The following is a 19,708-nucleotide window of genomic DNA, read 5'->3' as shown; positions in this document are numbered from 1 at the left end:
GATGCAGCGGCACCCCGTAGGTTGTCCGCACGTACACCGGCCAGGACAAGGGCGCGCGAGGTGCGGAGCTGAACCAACTCGTCACCCGCAAGCAGCCGCGCTAGATGGCGGAGTCCATGTCCAAGCGGTTCTTCGCGCTAGCCGACAATGTGAATTTCCCGCACCGGTGGGACCTTGATACGCCGGTGGGCCGTCAGGGCCGAAAGGTGGACGACCGGCAGTTCCTGCGCGGGACCCCTGTCCACATCGAGGACCGCTTGAGAATCCCGGTCGAGATCGCAGGCAAGCCTCTGGATTTCACGGAAGCGGGCATCAGCATCCCAGTAGTCCATGTCAGGGTCGCGTCCATGTTCACGCAACTGGCACCTGACGACGTGCAGCTGATACCCGTCGACGTCAAGGGCCAGCCAGATCAGTACCTCATCCTCGTTGCCACACACCTCATCCGCTGTATCGATGAAACGGCGTCCCGAATCGAACTCTGGACGCACGAGGACGGAGTGCCCCACAAGGTCGGTCAGTACTCCTCCGTGCGGGACCTGCGTATCGACAAGGCGAAGGTGGGAAGCGCTCGGGTATTTCGCCTCGAGGGATGGTCGGGCCCGCTGCTCGTCTCCGAGGAGATCAAAGACGCCTTGGAGCGCATGGGCGCCACCGGCACGCGGTTCGAGGAGGTTTAGCCCTCCTCCACGAGAACGGGCGCTCCATGAAGTCATGGAGCGCCCGCGGTCTCTTCAACGTGTGAGTCGGTGGCTTACGCCTCGCTGCGCTCCTCGCGCTTGCGGTCGCGCTCGGCGCGGTAACGCTCGCCCACCGCCAGCGCCTTCTTGCGCATGCGGATGGACTTCGGCGTCACCTCCACCAGCTCGTCGTCGGCGATCCACTCCAGCGCCTTCTCCAGCCCCATCTCTCGCGGCGGCGTGAGAATGACGTTCTCGTCTCGGCCCGCCGCGCGGATGTTCGTCAGCTTCTTCTCGCGGCAGCAGTTCACGTTCAGCTCCGAGGGGTGCGCGTGCTCGCCGATGATCATCCCCTCGTACACCGTCACGCCCGCACCAATGAACAGGTAGCCGCGCTCCTGGATGCTGAACAGCGCGTACGGCACCGTCTCGCCCAGGCGGTCCGACACCATCGCCCCGTTGCTCCGCTTCGGGATCGACCCGAACCACGGCTCGTAGCCGTCGAACTGGCTGCTCATGATGCCCTCACCGCGCGTAATCGTGAGGAACTCCGAGCGGAACCCGATCAACCCACGCGCCGGAATCCGGAACTGGAGCCGCGTACGCCCCGAGCCCAGCTGCGTCATGTCCACCATGCGGCCCTTGCGAGGCCCCAGCCGCTCCGTCACCGCGCCCACGCTGTTCTCGGGCACGTCGCACACCAGCAGCTCCATCGGCTCGTGCAGCACGCCGTCGATCGTCTTCGTCACCGGCTCCGGGTTCGACGCCGTCAGCTCGTAGCCCTCGCGGCGCATCGTCTCGATGATGACCGCCAGCTGGAGCTCGCCGCGCCCCACCACCCGGAACGCGTCCGGCGTCGCCGTGTCCTCCACGCGGATGGCCACGTTACGGTAGGCCTCGCGGTACAGGCGCTCACGCAGGTTGCGGGAGGTGACGTACTTGCCCTCCTTGCCCGCCAGCGGCCCGTCGTTCACCCGGAAGATCATCATCATCGTGGGCTCTTCCACGGTGATGCGCGGCAGCGCGATCGGCTTCTCCGGGTGCGAGAGCGTGTCGCCGATGGAGATGTCCTCGATGCCCGCGATGGAGACGATCTCTCCGGGACCCGCGTCCTGGATCTCGGCCCGCTTCAGGCCCGAGAAGCCGTACAGCTTGACGATCTTCCCCTGCTGCACCTTGCCACCCTCACGCACCACCGACACCGGCATGTTCGGGGTGAAGCGGCCCGCCTGCACGCGGCCCACCGCGAGGCGGCCCACGTAGTCGTCGTAATCCAGGTTGGCCACCAGCAGCTGCGGCGTGTCGTGGTCGCTCGCCGGCGGGGGCGGGATGTGGTCCAGGATGGCCGAGAACAGCGGCTCCAGCGTCTTGCCCGGCACCTCCAGCTGCGTCGAGGCCTGGCCCTGGCGCGCGATGGTGTAGAGCACCGGCATTTCCAGCTGCTTATCGTCCGCGCCCAGATCGATATAGAGCGAGTAGACGTGGTCCAGCACTTCCTTGGCCCGCGCGTCCTGACGGTCGATCTTGTTGATGACCAGCACCGTCTTCAGGCCCATGCCCAGCGCCTTGCTGAGCACGAAGCGCGTCTGGGGCAGGGGGCCTTCCGCCGCGTCCACCAGCAGAATCACGCCGTCCACCAGGCGCAGGCCGCGCTCCACCTCGCCGCCGAAGTCCGCGTGGCCCGGCGTGTCGATGATGTTGATCTGCTTGCCCTTGTAGGTGACCGCCGTGTTCTTCGCGAGAATGGTGATGCCCTTCTCGCGCTCCAGGTCATTGGAGTCCATCACCCGCTCAACGACGGCTTCGTTGCTCCGGAAGATGCCCGCCTGACGGAGCATGTGGTCGACGAGGGTGGTCTTGCCATGGTCGACGTGGGCGACGATGGCGACGTTACGGATGTTTTCGCGAGCGATCATACGGACTAAGACTCAAGGCTGAAGGGGAGGGCTTTCCGTGGACAGGAGAACCCTGGAATCCCACTGGAACGCATGAGGCCGGGCCTTATATGCCGCGAGCCCTCCGTCCGCAATTACGACGGAGTGGCACCCTCCCCGGGGGGCAGGCGGGGGGGCAAAGGCACTTGGACGCCCAACCGATCCCTGAGAAAGCGCTCGATCCGCAGCTCGATGAGCTCCCGGTACTCCAGGGTGGCCGTGTGGGTGGCCAGGGGCACCAGCATCAGCTCGGCGCCCGGGATGTGCTCGGCCATCTTCCGCGACAGCCAGGAGGGGGTGAACTTGTCCCGCTCGCCCGCGATGATGAGGGTGGGCACGTCCACGTGGGGCAGGTGGTCCCACGCCGTGTGGGTGGCCAGCGAGTCCAGCGTGCGGACGAACACCACGGGGTCCATGCGCGCCAGGTGCTCGAAGTAGGGCGCCAGGTCCGCCTTGGAGATGAGGTCGCGGTTGAGCTCCACCGAGAGCGCCACCTGCATGGCCAGATCCGTGCTCAAGAGCGAGTGGATGAGGCGGGCCGCCCGCGCCGGGTAGCGCTCCACCAGGTGGCGCAGCACCGGGAAGACGCGCTTGAGGTAGGTGGAGTCGTGGAAGGTGTCCAGCGGGTTGCCGTAGCTGCCGCAGATGAGCACCAGCCCCCGGACGCGGTGGGCGTAGCGGCGGTGGAACTCGAGGGCCACCTGCACCCCCATGGAGTGCCCGAAGATGATGCCCTGCTTCACCTCGGCCGCGTCCATGAGCCGGTCCAGGTCCTCGCAGGTGTAGAGCATGCCGAAGCGGCGGCTGTCCTCGGGCCGCCCCGAGCGCCCATGGCCCCGGTAGTGCCAGCGCAGCACCCGGTGCTGCCGCGAGAGGTAGGGCGTGAGGTACTTCCACGCGAACCCGTCGCAGCCCAGTCCGTCACACAGCACCATGCCCGGCTCGCCCTCGCCCAGCACCTGGAAGTACAGCGAGGAGCCATCGGGGACGCGCAGGTAGTCCTGGCGGAAGTAGTGGTTCATGGGCTCAGTCTTCCGCCTCCGCCCCTTCCGGGCCCCGGTCCAGCCCGTACTTGGCGATCTTCAGGATGAGGTTCGAGCGGCTGATGCCCAGCTCCCGCGCCAGCCGGCTCTTGTTGTACTGGGTGCGCGCCAGGCCCCGCTGGATCATCTCCCGCTCCAGCGCCTCCACCGCCTCGTTCAGCTTGCCGGTGGTGCGCACCGGCGCCATCAGCGAGGAGCCCCCCGGTATCACCACGTCCCGGATGCGGCTGGAGATGAGGTCCGGAGGGATCATCTCCAGGTCCCCGCCCAGCACCAGCAGCCGCTCTATTTCGTTCTCCAGCTCGCGGATGTTGCCCGGCCAGGGGTAGGCGTTGAGGATCGCCAGCGCCTCGGGCGACAGCCCCCGGGTGCGCTGGTTCTCGCGGTGGTGCTTGCGCAGGAAGTGGTCGATGAGGATGGCCATGTCCTCCCGGCGATCCCTCAGCGCGGGCAGGTGCAGGCGGATGACGTTGATGCGGTAGTAGAGGTCCTCGCGGAACTGCCCCTTCTTCACCAGCTCGCCCAGATCCTTGTGGGTGGCGGCGATGACGCGCACGTCCACCTCCTTGGAGTGGGTGCCGCCCACGGGGATGAAGGTGCCCTCCTGCAGCACGCGCAGCAGCTTCACCTGGAGGGCAGGGGACATGTCGCCCACCTCGTCCAGGAAGAAGGTGCCCCCGTCGGCCACCTCGAACAGGCCCTTCTTGTCGCGCAGCGCGCCCGTGAAGGAGCCTCGGGTGTGGCCGAACAGCGCGCTCTCCAGCAGGTTGTCGTTGAAGGCCGAGCAGTTCTGCACCACGAAGGGCTTGTCCTTGCGCGGCCCGTTGAAGTGGATGGCCCGCGCCACCAGCTCCTTGCCCGTGCCCGACTCGCCGTTGATGAGCACCGTGGAGTCCGAGTTGGCCACCTTCTCCATCAGCCGGAAGACTTCCGTCATCGCCGTGGAGCGGCCGATGATCTTCTCGAACTTGTAGCGGTCCGACAGCTCGTGCGACAGCGAGGTGATCGTCTCGTCCTTGCGCGACAGCTCCGCCTCGTAGTTGGCGATCTCGGTCACCGCGAACTCGAGCAGATCCGCCAGCTTGCTCAGCTCCGAGGCCTCCATCACCGGCACTCGCGCCACCGCCCGGTCCAGGTCCGTGTCCACCGGGGTCAGCTCGCGGATCTGCGCCTTGAGCACCTGCGCCTCGCGCTCGCCCAGCGGCTGGCGCGCGAACCCCTGGATGAAGAGCAGGCCCTCGTACTCGTTGTCCACGTAGAGCGGCGCGCCAATCACGGTGAAGTTCAGGTGGCACTCGTGCGTCAGCGCCCGGCGCACGCGCTTGCTCCCCTTGAACTTCTCGTGGAGCACCCGCACCGACTGGCCGCAGCGCCGGCCGCCCTCCTTGGACAACAGCGACAGGCGGCAGAAATCATTCGGAGGGGGGACGATGTCTCCGCGCTGCCATTCCTGCACCACCCCATGCTTGTCCGCGAAGGCCAGCTCCGCTTGCCACCACTTGCGGATGACTTCTTTGAGCATGATGATGGTGTGCAGGTTCTGGTACTTCTCGAAGTCCATCCCCTCTCCTCGTGCCCATGTCCCACGCCAGGACAGCTTGAAACCCGGGGTGTCCGAATTTCAGCCGCTTCTCATATCCTGAGACCGGCGCGCTGTCCGCAGGGTTCTCTCCCTTGACTACATCAGCGCATAAACACGGCGGCTCAGGACACGGACACGGGCATGATCACGACCACCATGGCCACGATCATGACCATGGGCACGGGCATGGGCACGGTAAGCCTCCCCGGCGTCCGGCCAACCTGGCCGAGGAGCGCCGCAAGGACCGCAACCGGCTGCTGTTCGCGCTGATTCTCACGGGCACCATCGCCCTGGCCGAGGCGGTGGGCGGCTATCTCACCAACTCGCTGGCGTTGATGTCCGACGCGGGCCACATGCTCACGGACGTGTCCGCGCTGGCGCTCAGCCTGCTGGCGCTGTGGTTCTCGGGCAAGCCGGCCAACCTCAAGAAGACCTACGGCTACTACCGCATGGAGATCCTCAGCGCGCTGGTCAACGGCGTGCTGCTGCTGGGGATCACCGGCATCATCCTCTTCGAGGCCTGGCAGCGCTTCCGGGAGCCGGCGCCCGTGCAGCTGGGGCCCATGGCCATCGTCGCCACGGTGGGCCTGGTGGCCAACCTCGCCGCGCTGGGCTTTCTGCACCGCACGCACTCGATGAACGTGCGCGGCGCGTTCCTCCATGTGCTGGGCGATGCCCTGTCCTCCGTGGGCGTGCTGGTGGGCGCCGGCATCATGGCGATGACGGGCTGGTACGGGGTGGATCCGCTCATCTCCGTGCTCATCTCCGTGGTGATCGTCGTGGGCGCCATCCGGCTGGTCCGTGACGCGGTGGACGTGTTGCTGGAGGCCGTGCCCGCCCACGTGGACCTGGAGGCCGTGAAGGAGCTGATGCTGCGGGTGCAGGGCGTGAGCGCGGTGCATGACCTGCACGTGTGGACCATCTCCAGCGGCATGTACGCGCTGTCGGCGCACCTGGTGGTCGCCAACGCCATGGCCTGCAACAACGACGAGATCCTCTCGGCGGTGAAGCACGAGCTGTTCGATCGGTTCGGGATCGATCACACCACCATCCAGATCGAGAGCGAGACGTACGCCCACCTCGGCGAGGTACACTGAGGGGCTGGGCGAGGGGCCGGCAACGGACGCGCGGCTGCGCAGTTGTCTTGCGGAGTTCGGGCAGTCGGAACATTCTCGGCGGCTCATGAGTGTGCTGGACAAGGTACTGTCGTTGCGGCCGGCGAACGCCGTGGCGCGGCTGGGGCAGAAGTCTCGGGTGCCGCTGCTCAACCCGGAGGACCTGCTGCGGGCGCTCGAGGGCTCGCCGGTGGCGCTGCCCTGCGTGCCGGTGCGGGCCAAGGCCGCCGTGCCGGGCTTGCTGGCGGCGGCGCGCTCGGAGGACGCGGTGCTGGGGCTGGCGTGCAGCCACCCCCTGGCGGACCGAGGCGCCACGGAGCGCTTCCTGGCGGCGGTGAAGGCCGCGGCCACGGAGGCCGAGCATGCGCGGCCCCTGTTCCTTCAGGCCGGCCCCGTGCGGGTCGCCAAGCCCAAGCCCGAGGGCGTGCGGCTGCAGCAGGAGGCCATTTTCCGGCTGGTGGATGACGGCTTCTCCCTGGTGTCGCTGGATGTGTCGCGGCTGGAGCCGGCGGCGGCGGTGGAGGTGGTCCAGACGCTGTCGGCGCCCCTGCGCGAGCGCGAGCTGCCCCTGGAGTTGACCCTGCCGGCGCGCGCGCAGGAGTGGGAGACGCCGGTGGACACGGCCCGCCCGCTGCTGGAGGGGATGCGCCAGGCGGGGGTGCCGGTGCGCTTCCTTCGGGTGTCGGCGCCGGCGCTGGGCGAGGAGGACCTGGACGTGGGGCTGCTGCACCTGCTGGTGGAGCTGGCCACGGACCATGGCGTGAGCGTGACGGTGGCGGACGTGAACGAGCGCACGGTGCGGGCGATGCCCACGCTGGTGGCGGCCGGGGTGCGCAAGGTGGACTGCATCGGGCCCTTCGATCGCGTGGCGCTGGCGGCCTGGCCGGCGGAGGCTCGCGCCGTGGTGGAGCAGAAGGCGGAGGCCGCGGGGCTCTCGCCCGCCGAGCTGCTGGGGCTGCTCGAGGAGCAACTGCCACCCCTGGAGCTCGCCGCGCAGGAGCGGCTGGAGGCGCTCTCCTTCGCGGAGGCCACGGTGGTGCTGGGGCTCCTGGGCGCGTCGAGGACGGGCTGGCGCGCCATGAACTGGCTGGCCGAGAACCGGGGCGACTGAGCCGATGCGAATCGTCGCGGGCAGCGCCAAGGGCCGCGCCATCCAAGGCCCCAAGCCGACCTCCAAGCACATCCGCCCCACGGCGGACCGCGTGCGGGAGACGCTCTTCAACGTGCTCGGCCAGTTCCTGGAGGGCCAGGCCGTGTTGGATCTCTACGCGGGCACCGGGGCCCTGGGGCTGGAGGCCCTCTCGCGCGGGGCGGGCCGGGCTGTGCTGGTGGACTCGGATCGCGAGGCCCTGGCCCTGTGCCGGCAGAACACGGACACCCTGGGCTTCACCTCCCAGGTGGAGATCCTCGCCCAGCCGGTGGCCCGCGCCGTGGAGGCCCTGGGCAAGCGGGGCGAGCGCTTCGAGCTGGTGTTCGCCGATCCGCCGTACGCCGCCCGGGTGGTGGAGTCGGTGCTGGAGTTGGTGGTGCGCGCCGGGCTGCTGGCCCCCGGGGGCATGCTCATCATCGAGCACGACAAGCGCGAGCCGGCGCCCGACTCCCACGAGGGGATGAGCCGCGAGGATCAGCGCCGGTTCGGCGACACCCTCATGAGCTTCTATCGCATTCCTTGACCGACCCGTTGGGGTGGGTTGAGACTCCCACCCATGCCGGTTGCCATCTATCCAGGTTCCTTCGATCCGCTCACCAACGGGCACCTCAGCATCATCCAGCGGGGCCTGCAGATGTTCGATCGGCTCATCGTAGCCATCGCGGTGAACCCCAAGAAGACACCCCTCTTCTCCCTGGAGGAGCGGCGCGAGCTCATCCGGGGCGCGTGCCAGGACGATCGGGTGGAGGTGGACTCGTTCCAGGGCCTGCTGGTGGAGTACGCCAAGCAGCGCCAGGTCGGCGTGCTGCTGCGCGGCCTTCGCGCCGTGTCGGACTTCGAATACGAGTTCCAGCTCGCCAACATGAACCGCAAGCTGGCCCCCGGCATCGAGACCGTCTTCATGATGACCGGCGAGGACTACTTCTACATCTCGTCCCAGCTCGTCCGGGAGGTCGCCTCCCTGGGTGGGGATGTGGCCGGCCTGGTGCCTCCCAACGTGTACGCCGGGCTGAAGGCCAAATTCGCCAGCCGCACCTGAAGTGCGTGTAAGCCTTGTCCGCCCTGGCGTCTCGGAGTAGCAAACAGGGCATGCAACTTGCTCAGCGGCTCAAGGCCATCAAGCCCTCTCCCACGCTGGCGCTGAACGCGCGCGCCAAGGCGCTCGCCGCCAAGGGAGTGGACATCGCGGGGTTCGCGGCCGGGGAACCGGACTTCGACACCCCTGAGTTCATCAAGGAGGCGGCCATCGACTGCCTCCGCGCGGGCTTCACCAAGTACACCCCCACCGCCGGCATTCCCGAGCTGCGCGAGGCCATCTGCGCCAAGCTCCAGCGCGACAACCAGCTCACCTACGCGCCCGATCAGGTGCTGGTGTCCGTGGGCGCCAAGCACTCGCTCTACAACCTCTTCCAGGCGCTGCTGAACGAGGGAGACGAGGTCATCATCCTCGCCCCGTACTGGGTCAGCTACCCGGACATGGTGCTGCTGGCCGGCGGCAAGCCCGTCATCATCGAGACGCGCGAGGAGGACGGCTTCGCGCCGGACCCCGAGGCCATCCGCCGCGCGCTCACCCCGCGCACCCGCGCCGTCATCATCAACAGCCCCAGCAACCCCAGCGGCGCCGTGCTCTCGCGCGCCGTGCTCGAGGGTATCGCCGCGGCGGTGCGTGGCCATGACTGCCTCATCGTCAGCGACGACATCTACGAGAAGCTGATGTACGAGGGCGAGTTCCTCAACATCGGCAACGTGGCGCCCGACCTGGTGCCCCGGCTGGTGGTCGTCAATGGCATGAGCAAGTCGTACTCCATGACGGGCTGGCGCCTGGGGTACGCGGCCGGGCCCAAGCCGCTCATCGCCGGCATGAACATGATCCAGGACCAGTCCACCTCCAACCCCACCTCCATGGTGCAGAAGGGGGCGGTGGCGGCGCTCAAGGGCCCCACCGACACCATCACCACCATGGTGACGGAGTACCGCGCGCGCCGGGAGCTGATCGTCTCGGGGCTGAACGCGCTGCAGGGCGTGAGCTGCCGCTACCCGGACGGGGCCTTCTACGTGTTCCCCAACGTGAAGGCCCTGCTGGAGCGCTCCTACAAGGGCCAGAAGGTGGGCAGCTCCCAGCGGCTCTCGGACATCCTCCTGGAGGATTTCCGGGTGGCCGTCATGCCCGGCGCGCCGTTCGGCGCCGAGGGCTACCTGCGCATGAGCTTCGTCACCTCGCGCGAGGTGATTCAGAAGGGCCTGGCGCGGATCGGCGAGCTCATCGCCGCGCTGAGCTGACGTCGCCTCAGTCCGTGTAGGCGAAGGCCTGCGGCTGGGTGGTCCCCTGGGGGGCGCGGAAGAGCAGCACCGCCGCCTTCCCAGAGAGGTTGCCCACCGCGGCGTAGATGTTGGGATCCTTCAGGTTGCCGAGCCCCAGCCGCGCCGGGGACTTGCCGTACTTCTTCTCCATCTCCGCCAGGGAGAGGACCTCGATGTCGTAGAGGGTGATGAGGTCCGTGCGCTTCTGCCGGAGCTCCTTCACCCAGGCGGCCACCAGCTCGTCGGGGGTGTTGAACTTCTTGTCCTCGAGCTGGAAGGGGTAGATCAGCTCGTTCGAGGCGCCCCGCGCGTCCCCCGCCAGCAGGTTCTCGAAGATGTAGCGGGCTTCCCGGCGCACCAGCTTGCGCAGGTACTCCTCGGCGTTGAGCTTCGAGTCGTCCTCCTCGGCGGCCACGGGCGCCGGCACGGGGGCTGCCTTGGCCGCTGGAGCGGGCGCCGCCGCTGCGGGAGCGGGAGCGGGCGTCGGGGTGGCCTTGGCCGCCGGAGCCGGAGCTGCTGGCGCGGGCGGCGTGGCCTTGGGCTCTGGGGTAGGGGCATGGGCCGCTGCCTTGGGCTCGGGGGTGGGGGCGGGGGCGGCCGCCTTGGGCTCCGGAGTGGGCGTCGGCGCCGGAGGGGCAGCCTGGGGCTCGGGCGCTGGCGCGGCGGGCGGGGTCTGCGCGGGCTCGGCGGCAGGCGTGGGAGCCTGGGCAAAGGCGGGAGCGGCAAGGGTGACGAGCAGGGCCAGGGACCAGCGGCGCATGGAACCTCCAGGGAGCGTTCGCGTTTTAGCAGAGCGCCGAGCCGATGGCCTGGGTTCCTCCCGGAGCAGGCGACCCACCTCGTTCAATCGCCACGTGCATGTGCGGGCGCGGGTTGCTATGGGGGCGCCCGATGCCCAAGCGAAACGATATCCGTAAGGTCCTCGTGATTGGTTCGGGTCCGATCGTCATCGGCCAGGCCGTGGAGTTCGACTACTCGGGTACGCAGGCCATCAAGGCGCTCCGGGACGAGGGGGTGGAGGTGGTGCTGCTCAACAGCAACCCCGCCACGGTGATGACGGACCCCGAGTTCGCCAACCGCACCTACATCGAGCCCATCACCGTCGAGGCCGCCGAGAAGATCCTCGCCGCCGAGCGCCCCGACTCGCTCCTGCCCACCATGGGCGGACAGACGGCGCTCAACCTCGCCAAGGCGCTGGCCGAGCAGGGCATCCTCCAGAAGTACGGCGTGCGGCTGATCGGTGCCTCGCTGGAGGCCATCAACAAGGCCGAGGACCGCCAGCTCTTCAAGGCGGCCATGCAGAAGATCGGCGTGGCGCTGCCCAAGAGCGGCTACGCCAAGACGATCGAGGAGGCGATCGCGCTCATCGAGGAGATCGGCTTCCCGGCCATCATCCGGCCCTCGTTCACCCTGGGCGGCACTGGCGGCGGCATTGCCTACAACCGCGAGGAGTTCGAGACGATCTGCCGCTCGGGCCTCAAGGCCAGCCCCACCTCCACCATCCTCGTCGAGGAGAGCGTGCTCGGCTGGAAGGAGTATGAGCTGGAGGTGGTCCGCGACTCGGCGGACAACGTCATCATCGTCTGCTCCATCGAGAACCTGGATCCGATGGGCGTACACACTGGTGACTCCATCACCGTGGCCCCCGCGCAGACGCTCACGGACCGCGAGTACCAGCGCATGCGCGAGGCGTCGCTGGCCATCATCCGCGAGATTGGCGTCGACACGGGCGGCTCCAACATCCAGTTCGGCATCCATCCGCGCGATGGGCGCATGGTCGTCATCGAGATGAACCCGCGCGTGTCCCGCTCCAGCGCGCTGGCCTCGAAGGCCACGGGCTACCCCATCGCGAAGATCGCCGCGAAGCTGGCCCTGGGCTACACGCTGGACGAGCTGCGCAACGACATCACCCGCGACACGCCGGCCTCGTTCGAGCCCACCATCGACTACGTGGTGGTGAAGATTCCCCGCTTCAACTTCGAGAAGTTCCCCCGCGCCGACCGCACGCTGACCACCAGCATGCGCTCGGTGGGCGAGGTGATGGCCATTGGCCGCACCTTCTCCGAGGCGTACCTGAAGGCCCTGCGCTCCATGGAGGCCAGCCGCCTGGCGCTGGAGGTGCCCGAGCTGCCCACGGAGAAGGAGGAGCGGGAGAAGGTGCTGCGCGAGGCCCTGCGCATCCCCCGGCCCGAGCGCCCCTGGTACGTGGCCCAGGCCTTCCGCGAGGGCCTCACGGTGGAGCAGGTCCACGAGGTGTCGGCGATCGATCCGTGGTTCCTCCGGAAGATCGAAGCGCTGGTGCGCCAGGGGCATGCGCTGCAGGAGTACGGCCGGCTGGATCAGATCCCGGACGAGGTGCTGCGCGACGCCAAGTCGAACGGCTTCTCGGATCGCTACCTGGGGCTGCTGTTGGGCTACCCGGAGTCCGAGGTGCGCGCGCACCGGCACGCTCGGGGCATCCGGCCCGTGTACAAGCGGGTGGACACGTGCGCCGCGGAGTTCGAGGCGTTCACCCCCTACCTGTACTCCACCTATGAGGAGGAGGACGAGGCGCCTCCCTCCGATCGCCAGAAGGTGCTGATCCTGGGCAGCGGGCCCATCCGCATCGGCCAGGGCGTGGAGTTCGACTACTGCTGCGTGCATGCGGCGTTCGCGCTGCGCGAGGCGGGCTTCGAGACGGTGATGGTCAACTGCAACCCGGAGACGGTGTCCACCGACTACGACACCTCGGACCGGTTGTACTTCGAGCCGCTCACCATCGAGGACGTGCTCGAGGTGGCCCAGCGAGAGAAGCCCGTGGGCGCCATCGTACAGTTCGGCGGGCAGACGCCCCTCAAGCTCAGCGTGCCGCTGGAGAAGGCCGGCCTGGCCATTCTTGGCACCACGCCGGACGCCATCGACCGCGCCGAGGACCGTGAGCGTTTCGCCACGTTGATCGAGAAGTTGAAGCTGACGCAGCCGGAGAACGGGGTGGCGCGCAGCCACGCCGAGGCGTTCAAGATCGCCGAGCGCATTGGCTACCCGGTGATGGTGCGGCCCAGCTACGTGCTGGGCGGTCGGGCCATGGAGACGGTGTACGACGCGTCCAGCCTGGAGCGCTACATGCGCGAGGCGGTGAGCGCCTCTCCGGAGCACCCGGTGCTCATTGACCGCTTCCTCAAGGACGCCATCGAGGTGGATCTGGACCTCGTGGCGGACAAGACGGGCGCGGTGCTGGTGGGCGGGGTGCTGGAGCACATCCAGGAGGCCGGGGTGCATTCCGGAGACGCGGCGGCGACGCTGCCTCCGCACTCGCTCTCGCCGGACCTCGTGGAGCGCATGAAGGATCAGGCCATCGCCCTGGCGCGCGAGCTGAAGGTGGTAGGCCTGATGAACGTGCAGTTCGCCATCCAGGGGAAAATCATCTACATCCTGGAGGTGAACCCCCGCGCCAGCCGCACCGTGCCCTTCATCTCCAAGGCGACCGGCGTGTCGCTGGCGAAGATCGCCGCCCTCTGCATGGTGGGCAAGACGCTCGAGGAGCTGGGCCACACGCAGGAGGTCGAGTTCTCCCACGTGGCCGTCAAGGAGTCGGTGTTCCCCTTCGCGCGCTTCGCCGGGGTGGACGTCATCCTCGGGCCGGAGATGAAGTCCACGGGCGAGGTGATGGGGCTGGCGGACGACTACGCCTCGGCCTTCGCCAAGAGCCAGCTCGCCGCTGGCGTGAAGCTGCCGCGCGCCGGCAAGGTGTTCATCTCCGTGAAGGACGATGACAAGCCTGCGGTGGTGGACCTGGCCAAGCGCCTGCGGGCCATGGGGCACGAGCTGGTGGCCACGGCCGGCACGCACGCGTACCTGGCCACCAAGGGCATCCAGGCGCAGCTCGTGCAGAAGGTGAAGGAGGGCCGGCCGAACATCGTCGACAAGATCGTCGATGGGGCGATCGTGCTGCTCATCAACACCACGTTCGGCAAGCAGGAGATCGCCGACAGCTTCACCATCCGCCGCGAGGCGCTGATGCACGGCGTGCCGTACTACACGACGGTGCAGGCGGCGCGGATGGCGGTGGGCGCGCTGGAGTCCCTGCGGCGCACGGAGCTGAGCGTCAAGCCGCTCCAGGAGTACCTGAAGACCACCGTGCGCCCCGGGTAGTGCCCGGGGTTACTGCGGCAGGCCGGTGTGCGCCCCGTCCGCGTGGGGCGCACGGCATCGCAGCTCCACCTCGGACTCGAGCGCCGCCAGGTTCTCGCGCATCGCCTTGGCCCACTTGGCTTTGGGCTGCTCCTGCAGCTTCGAGTGGGCCAGATCGATGGAGGCGCTCAGCTCCTCGTCGCTCATCTCGGAGATGGCCTTGCCCTTGTAGGGGCCGAAGGCCACCGCGGAGATTCGGGGAGAGGCCTCCACCGTGGGCCCCGGCGCCGAGACCGCGCCCGTGACGGGAGGGGCGACCGCGGAGAGCTCCGCCGCCGGCATGTCCTCCACGTCCTGGGTGAACATGTCCGAGCAGCGCGCCAGGGCGATGGCCCCATCCACCTGGGCCCGCTTCTTGGCCATCTTCAGGATGGTGTTGTCCACGTCGGCGATGTTCTCGTTCTCCACGCGGCCCACCGGCTGCACAGTGATGCGCTCGTCCGACTCGACGTACTTCTCGCCGCAGCCGCCCCGCTTCTTGAAGCACACCCAGCCGCCGCCGTACTCGGCCTTGCCCTGGATGATGGCCGCCTTGCCGCAGGTGGGGCAGGTGCGGTTGGCCGTGCGCCAGCGGAACCGGCTCTCGCGGCTGTTGGCCGAGCCGTAGCCCTCCGCCATCACCGCGCCCGTGTCCCGGCTGAGGATGCGGCAGCGGAAGGTGTACTTGAAGAAGCCCCCCTCGAAGTCCTCCCGGCTGAAGTCCGGCACCAGGGTGAACTCGGGGGTGCAGCGGAACAAGTCGATCAGCTTCTCGGCGCCGGGCTTGAGCAGCGTCGGCTTGTCCATGCCGGGGATGCGGCCGTAGTCGGTGCCCTCCACCATGCACTGCTTCACGTACTGGCCGAGGAGCTGGCGCTGCTCCCGCTCCTCCTTCAACAGATCGGCCGTGAGGTACGCGCGGCGCGTTGTTGGCACCAGCGACTCACTGCGAAACATCTCTCCCTGCATGGATGCCTCCCGCTCAGACACGTGAATAACTAGTGCATGGGTCTGACTTTCCCCTTCGGGAGACGGGGTAGGAGGATGGAGTTACGTCAGTTTCCGCTGCGCAAGAGGACCTCTACGTCCGTGGTCCGGCCGCCCTGGGTGAGCACGGTGATGGGCTCGGGCGTGGAGAAGGTCCGCGCGCCGTCGGTGATGCGCGCCCGGACGAGGTAGGTGGCGTCGGCGCGGATGCGCTCGGAGGGCACGTCCACGGAGAAGGGGATGGGGACCTGGCCCGGGGAGCGCAGGGTCTGTGTGCCGACCACGTCCCCAGGGCGGCCCTCGGCGGAGACCTCCACCACCTCCACCTGGACGACGGCCTCCGGGGAGAGGGCGATGCGCTCGCGGTACCGCACCGTCCCGGTCACCTGGGTGCTGGCGGGAGGGGTAGGGCGCTCCGTGGGGGTGGTGTCGGGGGTCTTCATCTCGGGGGCCTGGGTCTCGGGGGTCTGGGTTTCGGGGGTGGGGGGCGTAGAGGCGCAGGCGGACAGGGTGAGCGCGGCGAGGCATCCCGCGAGCGCGGTGATTCGGCGAGTCATGACAGGGCTCCTGAAGGAGAGCGGGGAACCGGTCCCCGCAAAGAAAAACGGGAGCGTCGCCGCTCCCGCCGTTCGCTCCTTAGCTCAGCCTGCCTGCTGGAGGGGCGGGTGTTCTCGGTCGGGGCAAATCTCAGCGCCCTTGGATTAAGTGCTTTGTTTTTGTCCTTGTTTGGTGGGGTTTAGTATTATCAGCACTTGAAATAAGGCTATAGCGCTCCCATAATGCACCGCGTCGGCTCTTCCGCAGGAGGCGGGCAGCATGAAGAAGTGGGCGGCGATGGCAGTCCTGGTAGGTGTAGGTGTGTTGGGCATGCTGGTGACGCCTCAGGCCCAGGCGAAACAGGGCGGGCCCATCAACACGGCGGACACGGCGTGGATCCTCACCGCGACGGCGCTGGTGCTGCTGATGACGCCGGGCCTGTCGTTCTTCTACGGCGGCATGGTGCGGCTGAAGAACGTGGTCTCCACGCTGCTGCAGAGCTTCATGGCCATGGCGGTCATCAGCCTGCTCTGGGTGGTGGTGGGCTTCAGCCTCAGCTTCGGTGACAGCTTCCACGGGCTCATCGGCGATCCGCGCACCTTCTTCATGTTCAGCGGCGTGGGCGGCGAGACGCACCCGGATCTGGCGCCCACCATCCCGCTGCTGCTCTTCGCGCTGTTCCAGCTCAAGTTCGCCATCATCACCCCGGCGCTCATCACCGGCGCGTTCGCCGAGCGCGTGCGCTTCAAGGCGTACGTCGTCTTCATGGTGCTCTTCAGCCTCGTCATCTACGCGCCGCTGGCGCACTGGACGTGGCACCCGGAGGGCTTCCTGCGCCAGTGGGGCGTGCTGGACTTCGCGGGCGGCACGGTGGTGCATATGTCCGCGGGCTTCGCGGCGCTGGCCGGCGCGCTGGTGCTGGGGCGGCGGCAGGTCCACCGCGAGAATCTCAGCCACACCCCGGCCAACCTGCCGTTCGTGATGCTGGGCACGGGCATGCTGTGGTTTGGCTGGTTCGGGTTCAACGCGGGCTCGGCGCTCAGCGCCTCGTCCACGGCCACGCTCGCCTTCGCCACTACCAACACCGCCTCGGCCGCCGCCATGCTGGGGTGGATCGCCTTCGACTGGCTGCGCGGCCGCAAGCCGGGTGCCCTGGGCGCTTGCGTGGGCGCGGTGGTGGGCCTGGTGGCGGTGACTCCCGCGGCCGGCTTCATCACCGTGGGCCAGAGCATCATGGTGGGCCTGGTGGCCAGCTTCGTCAGCAACGCGGCCGCGCACTTCAAGAGCCGCACCGCGGTGGATGACACGCTGGATGTCTTCCCCTGCCACGGCCTGGGCGGCGTGGTGGGCATGGTGCTCACCGGCGTGCTGGCCAAGGACGTGGGCCTCCTCTACGGCGAGACGCGCACCTTCCTCATGCACATGCTGGCGCTGGTCGTCGTCTCCGCCTTCTCGTTCATCGGCTCCTACCTGCTCTACAAGCTGGTGGATCGCATCGTCCCGCTGCGTGTCACCGCCAAGCACGAGGAGGAGGGGCTCGACCGCAGCCAGCATGACGAGACGGTGGGGGAGACGGCTGTGTTGTCCGCGCCGCCTCCGGCCGCGGCTTCGGTGGCTACTTCCTCCGAGCCCGCCCGTCCTGAGGGATCGCTCCCGGTGCCGGCCTGAGGCCTCCCCGATGGCCAGTCCTAACCGGTTAGAAGTCGTCACCAGTTCTAACCGGTTAGAAGTCGTCACCAGTTCTAACCGGTTAGAAGTCGTCACCAGTCCTAACCGGTTAGGAGTCGTCACCCGTTCTAACCGGTTAGGAGTCAGATAAAGGGGCGGATTCCAGCCTTGCTGGAAGTCTCGGGCGAGACATGGCGGGGCACCCTGACTGAGGCTTTGATGCGCGCACCGTGACGGTGCATGCATCTTTCCAGGAGACGGACGTCAGGCGTTGGGTCGTGGCTGTGGTCACCCTCGTGGGGGTGTACGCGCTGGTCACCTGGTCGCGCCAGCCGCCGTCACCCGTTCCCGCCGACGCCCCACCCACCGTCTTCTCCGAGGCACGCGCGGCGCCGCTCCTGCGCCACCTGGCGGCGGACATCGGCTCCCGTCCCCAGGGCAGCTCCCGCGACGCCCAGTCGGCGGAGTACCTGGCGCAGCGCCTGCGGGAGATCCCCGGTCTGGAGGTGCAGGTCCAGGACGCGCAAGGCGCCCTCGTGGGGCCGGACCGGGCGGTGGCCTACCGGGTGCGCAACATCCTCGCGAGGCTGCCCGGCCGTGAGCCCGGCGCGGCGGTGCTGATCTCCGCCCACTACGACAGCCACGCGGATGCGCCCGGCGCTGGAGACAACGCCGTGGCCGTGGCCGCCGCGGTGGAGGTGGCCCGAGCGCTCGCCGCGGGGCCCCAGCCGCGCCATGACATCCTCTTCAACCTCAATGGAGGCGAGGAGTACGGGCTGGTCGGCGCCGACGCCTTCTTGCAGCACCCCTGGGCCCGCGAGGTCCAGGCGGTGATCAACCTCGATGCTGCGGGGCCAGGTGGCAAGTCGCTCCTCTTTCGCGCCACGCCCGATGCCGCCGGGCTGCTGAAGACCTACGCGAGCAGCGTGCCCCATCCCTTCGGCTCCGTGGTGGGGGAGGATCTATTTCGCGCGCAGCTCGTCCCGTCCGATACCGACTTCCGCGTCTACCGCGACCGCGGGCTGCGGGTCCTGGACTCGGCCTTCATCGAGGACGGCTACGCCTACCACACCCCGCTGGACACGCCCGAGCGGGTGACGCCCGGCAGCCTCCAGCACGTGGGGAGCAACACCCTGGCGCTCGCGCGCGCGCTGGCGGAGCAGCCGCCGCCTCCGAGCGCCCAGGCGGAGACCTCCATCTATTACGATCTGCTGGGCGGGGTGATGTTCGTCTACTCCGCGCGCACCGCGCTCGCGTTGGCGGGGCTCTCCACGCTGGGCGTGCTGGGAGCGCTGCTCGTCGCGTGGCGCCGCGGCGGAGTCTCCCCGAAGGCAGTGGGGTGGGGTGCGGCTGTCACCCTGGCAGGGCTCCTCGCGGGGCTGTGCCTGCCGGTGGCGCTCGCGCTGCTGGAGGCGTACCTGTTCAAGCGCCCCCACGGCTGGTATGCGACGCCATCCCTGGCCTGGCTCGGCTTCGGGACGCTCGCCCTCGTGGGCCCGCTGGCGGTGGCCTCCGCGTGGGTGCGGCGTGCCGAGCGGCGCGGAGTCCCCGGTGCGGCGCAGGCCCTGACCCTCTGGGCCGGAGGGCTGCTGGTGTGGGCGCTGCTCCAAGGGCTGTTGGTGGCGCTGGGCGCGGTCGTCGCCTACCTCGCGTGCTGGTGGCTGCTGCCCGGAGCGTTGGGGCTCGCCGCCGCGTGCCAGTGGCCACGCTGGCGCGCTGTGCTGGCGTGGGTCGCCTTCCTGCCCGGCGCGCTCCTCACCGCGCAGAGCGGGCTGCTGCTGCTGGAGCTCTTCATCCCCGTGGCCGGGCGCTCGGGGCCCGTCATTCCGTTCGATCCCGTCATCGCGCTCCTGATCGCGTTCATCGTCATCAGCGCGGCGCTCACGGGCCTGCCCGCGCTGCTTCCTCAGCGCCGCCTGGGACGCGCCGCGCTGGCGCTGTCCCTCGTGGCGGTGCTCGCCGCCGGGGTACTGGCGCTGCGCTCCCCCTACACCCCGGAGCGGCCCAAGCGGGTGACGCTCACGCACGCCGACGAGGAGGGCCAGTCCCGCCTCTGGGTGGATGGTGCGGACTTCCTCGAGCTGGAGGGACTGCTGCCCGGGCTGAGTACCTCTTCTCGGCACGGCACCGCGCAGCAGCATCGAATCTCCGAGAAGCCCACGGGCCGCCAGGCGCCCTCGCTGGAAGTCATCCCCGCGGGGGAAGGGCCAGAGGGAACACGCAGGGTGACGCTGCGGTGGCACGGAGAGTCCGGCGAGCGGCTCTCGCTCTTCATTCCGCGCAAGGCCCTGGCGGGCTGGTCGCTCACACCGCCCCTGCCCACGCTGCCCGAGGATGAGCGGACCTACACGATCCACGCGTTGATGAAGCCGGATGTCTCCTGGGAAGTCACCCTGTTGCTGCGAGGCGCGGCGCCCGTGAAGGTCCAGGTCCGCGAGCTCGCCGAGGGCGAGCGCACGCCCGCACTGGAGTCGGCCCGTGCCGCCCTGCCTTCCTGGGTGACGGCCGGAACGCGGATCGTCTCCCTGCGCTCCCTGTCGCTTTGAGCTCATAAGGGAGTTG

Annotated in this window: 15 protein-coding genes; 9 read left to right on the top strand and 6 right to left on the bottom strand. The window is 68.7% G+C overall.

What is annotated here, in order from left to right; translation table 11 throughout:
• Positions 1–116: 116 nt before the first annotated feature.
• Positions 117–680, top strand: coding sequence for an imm11 family protein (locus SYV04_RS41650; protein ID WP_321551676.1), 564 nt, complete (start codon positions 117–119; stop codon positions 678–680).
• Between the two features lie 74 nt (positions 681–754).
• Here the strand turns inward: SYV04_RS41650 and typA are convergent, their stop codons facing one another.
• From typA to SYV04_RS41635, 3 genes are all read right to left on the bottom strand, one after another.
• Positions 755–2,596 (bottom strand): translational GTPase TypA, encoded by a 1,842-nt coding sequence (gene typA / locus SYV04_RS41645; RefSeq protein WP_321551675.1) that lies wholly within the window; start codon positions 2,594–2,596, stop codon positions 755–757.
• 113 nt (positions 2,597–2,709) lie between these two features.
• A complete protein-coding gene (locus tag SYV04_RS41640; protein WP_321551674.1) occupies positions 2,710–3,636 on the bottom strand; it encodes an alpha/beta fold hydrolase in 927 nt (308 codons plus the stop codon).
• 4 nt (positions 3,637–3,640) lie between these two features.
• A complete protein-coding gene (locus SYV04_RS41635; RefSeq protein WP_321551673.1) occupies positions 3,641–5,218 on the bottom strand; it encodes a sigma 54-interacting transcriptional regulator in 1,578 nt (525 codons plus the stop codon).
• Positions 5,219–5,331: 113 nt separating this feature from the next.
• Here SYV04_RS41635 and SYV04_RS41630 point away from each other — a divergent pair, with 113 nt between their 5' ends.
• The 5 genes from SYV04_RS41630 to SYV04_RS41610 all read left to right on the top strand — a co-directional run bounded on the left by SYV04_RS41630 (position 5,332) and on the right by SYV04_RS41610 (position 9,784).
• Positions 5,332–6,336 (top strand): cation diffusion facilitator family transporter, encoded by a 1,005-nt coding sequence (locus tag SYV04_RS41630; RefSeq protein WP_321551672.1) that lies wholly within the window; start codon positions 5,332–5,334, stop codon positions 6,334–6,336.
• Between the two features lie 85 nt (positions 6,337–6,421).
• A complete protein-coding gene (locus tag SYV04_RS41625) occupies positions 6,422–7,465 on the top strand; it encodes a hypothetical protein (protein ID WP_321551671.1) in 1,044 nt (347 codons plus the stop codon).
• 4 nt (positions 7,466–7,469) lie between these two features.
• Entirely contained in the window at positions 7,470–8,027 is a 558-nt protein-coding gene (gene rsmD, locus SYV04_RS41620) for a 16S rRNA (guanine(966)-N(2))-methyltransferase RsmD (protein ID WP_321551670.1), read from the top strand.
• Positions 8,028–8,060: 33 nt separating this feature from the next.
• On the top strand, positions 8,061–8,543 hold the full coding sequence (coaD, locus tag SYV04_RS41615; protein WP_321551669.1) for a pantetheine-phosphate adenylyltransferase: 483 nt from the start codon (positions 8,061–8,063) through the stop codon (positions 8,541–8,543).
• A gap of 50 nt (positions 8,544–8,593) precedes the next feature.
• Positions 8,594–9,784, top strand: coding sequence for a pyridoxal phosphate-dependent aminotransferase (locus SYV04_RS41610; RefSeq protein ID WP_321551668.1), 1,191 nt, complete (start codon positions 8,594–8,596; stop codon positions 9,782–9,784).
• Positions 9,785–9,791: 7 nt separating this feature from the next.
• On the opposite strand, the gene SYV04_RS41605 is transcribed toward SYV04_RS41610, so the two are convergent.
• Entirely contained in the window at positions 9,792–10,565 is a 774-nt protein-coding gene (locus tag SYV04_RS41605) for a hypothetical protein (protein ID WP_321551667.1), read from the bottom strand.
• A 131-nt stretch (positions 10,566–10,696) separates the two neighbouring features.
• On the opposite strand from SYV04_RS41605, the gene carB reads away from it, so the two are divergent.
• A complete protein-coding gene (carB, locus tag SYV04_RS41600) occupies positions 10,697–13,936 on the top strand; it encodes a carbamoyl-phosphate synthase large subunit (protein WP_321551666.1) in 3,240 nt (1,079 codons plus the stop codon).
• A gap of 9 nt (positions 13,937–13,945) precedes the next feature.
• On the opposite strand, the gene SYV04_RS41595 is transcribed toward carB, so the two are convergent.
• Entirely contained in the window at positions 13,946–14,923 is a 978-nt protein-coding gene (locus SYV04_RS41595; protein WP_321551665.1) for a hypothetical protein, read from the bottom strand.
• An 86-nt stretch (positions 14,924–15,009) separates the two neighbouring features.
• A complete protein-coding gene (locus SYV04_RS41590) occupies positions 15,010–15,498 on the bottom strand; it encodes a YbaY family lipoprotein (protein WP_321551664.1) in 489 nt (162 codons plus the stop codon).
• 259 nt (positions 15,499–15,757) lie between these two features.
• Between SYV04_RS41590 and SYV04_RS41585 the strand changes: the two genes are divergently transcribed.
• Both SYV04_RS41585 and SYV04_RS41580 read left to right on the top strand, forming a co-directional pair.
• Complete coding sequence (locus SYV04_RS41585) at positions 15,758–17,146, top strand: ammonium transporter (protein ID WP_321551663.1); 1,389 nt, start codon at positions 15,758–15,760, stop codon at positions 17,144–17,146.
• A gap of 278 nt (positions 17,147–17,424) precedes the next feature.
• Complete coding sequence (locus SYV04_RS41580) at positions 17,425–19,692, top strand: M28 family metallopeptidase (RefSeq protein WP_321551662.1); 2,268 nt, start codon at positions 17,425–17,427, stop codon at positions 19,690–19,692.
• Positions 19,693–19,708: the final 16 nt, after the last annotated feature.

This window comes from Hyalangium ruber (genome assembly GCF_034259325.1).
Taxonomy (GTDB): domain Bacteria; phylum Myxococcota; class Myxococcia; order Myxococcales; family Myxococcaceae; genus Hyalangium_A; species Hyalangium_A rubrum.
This window is presented reverse-complemented; position numbering and strand designations above follow the sequence as displayed.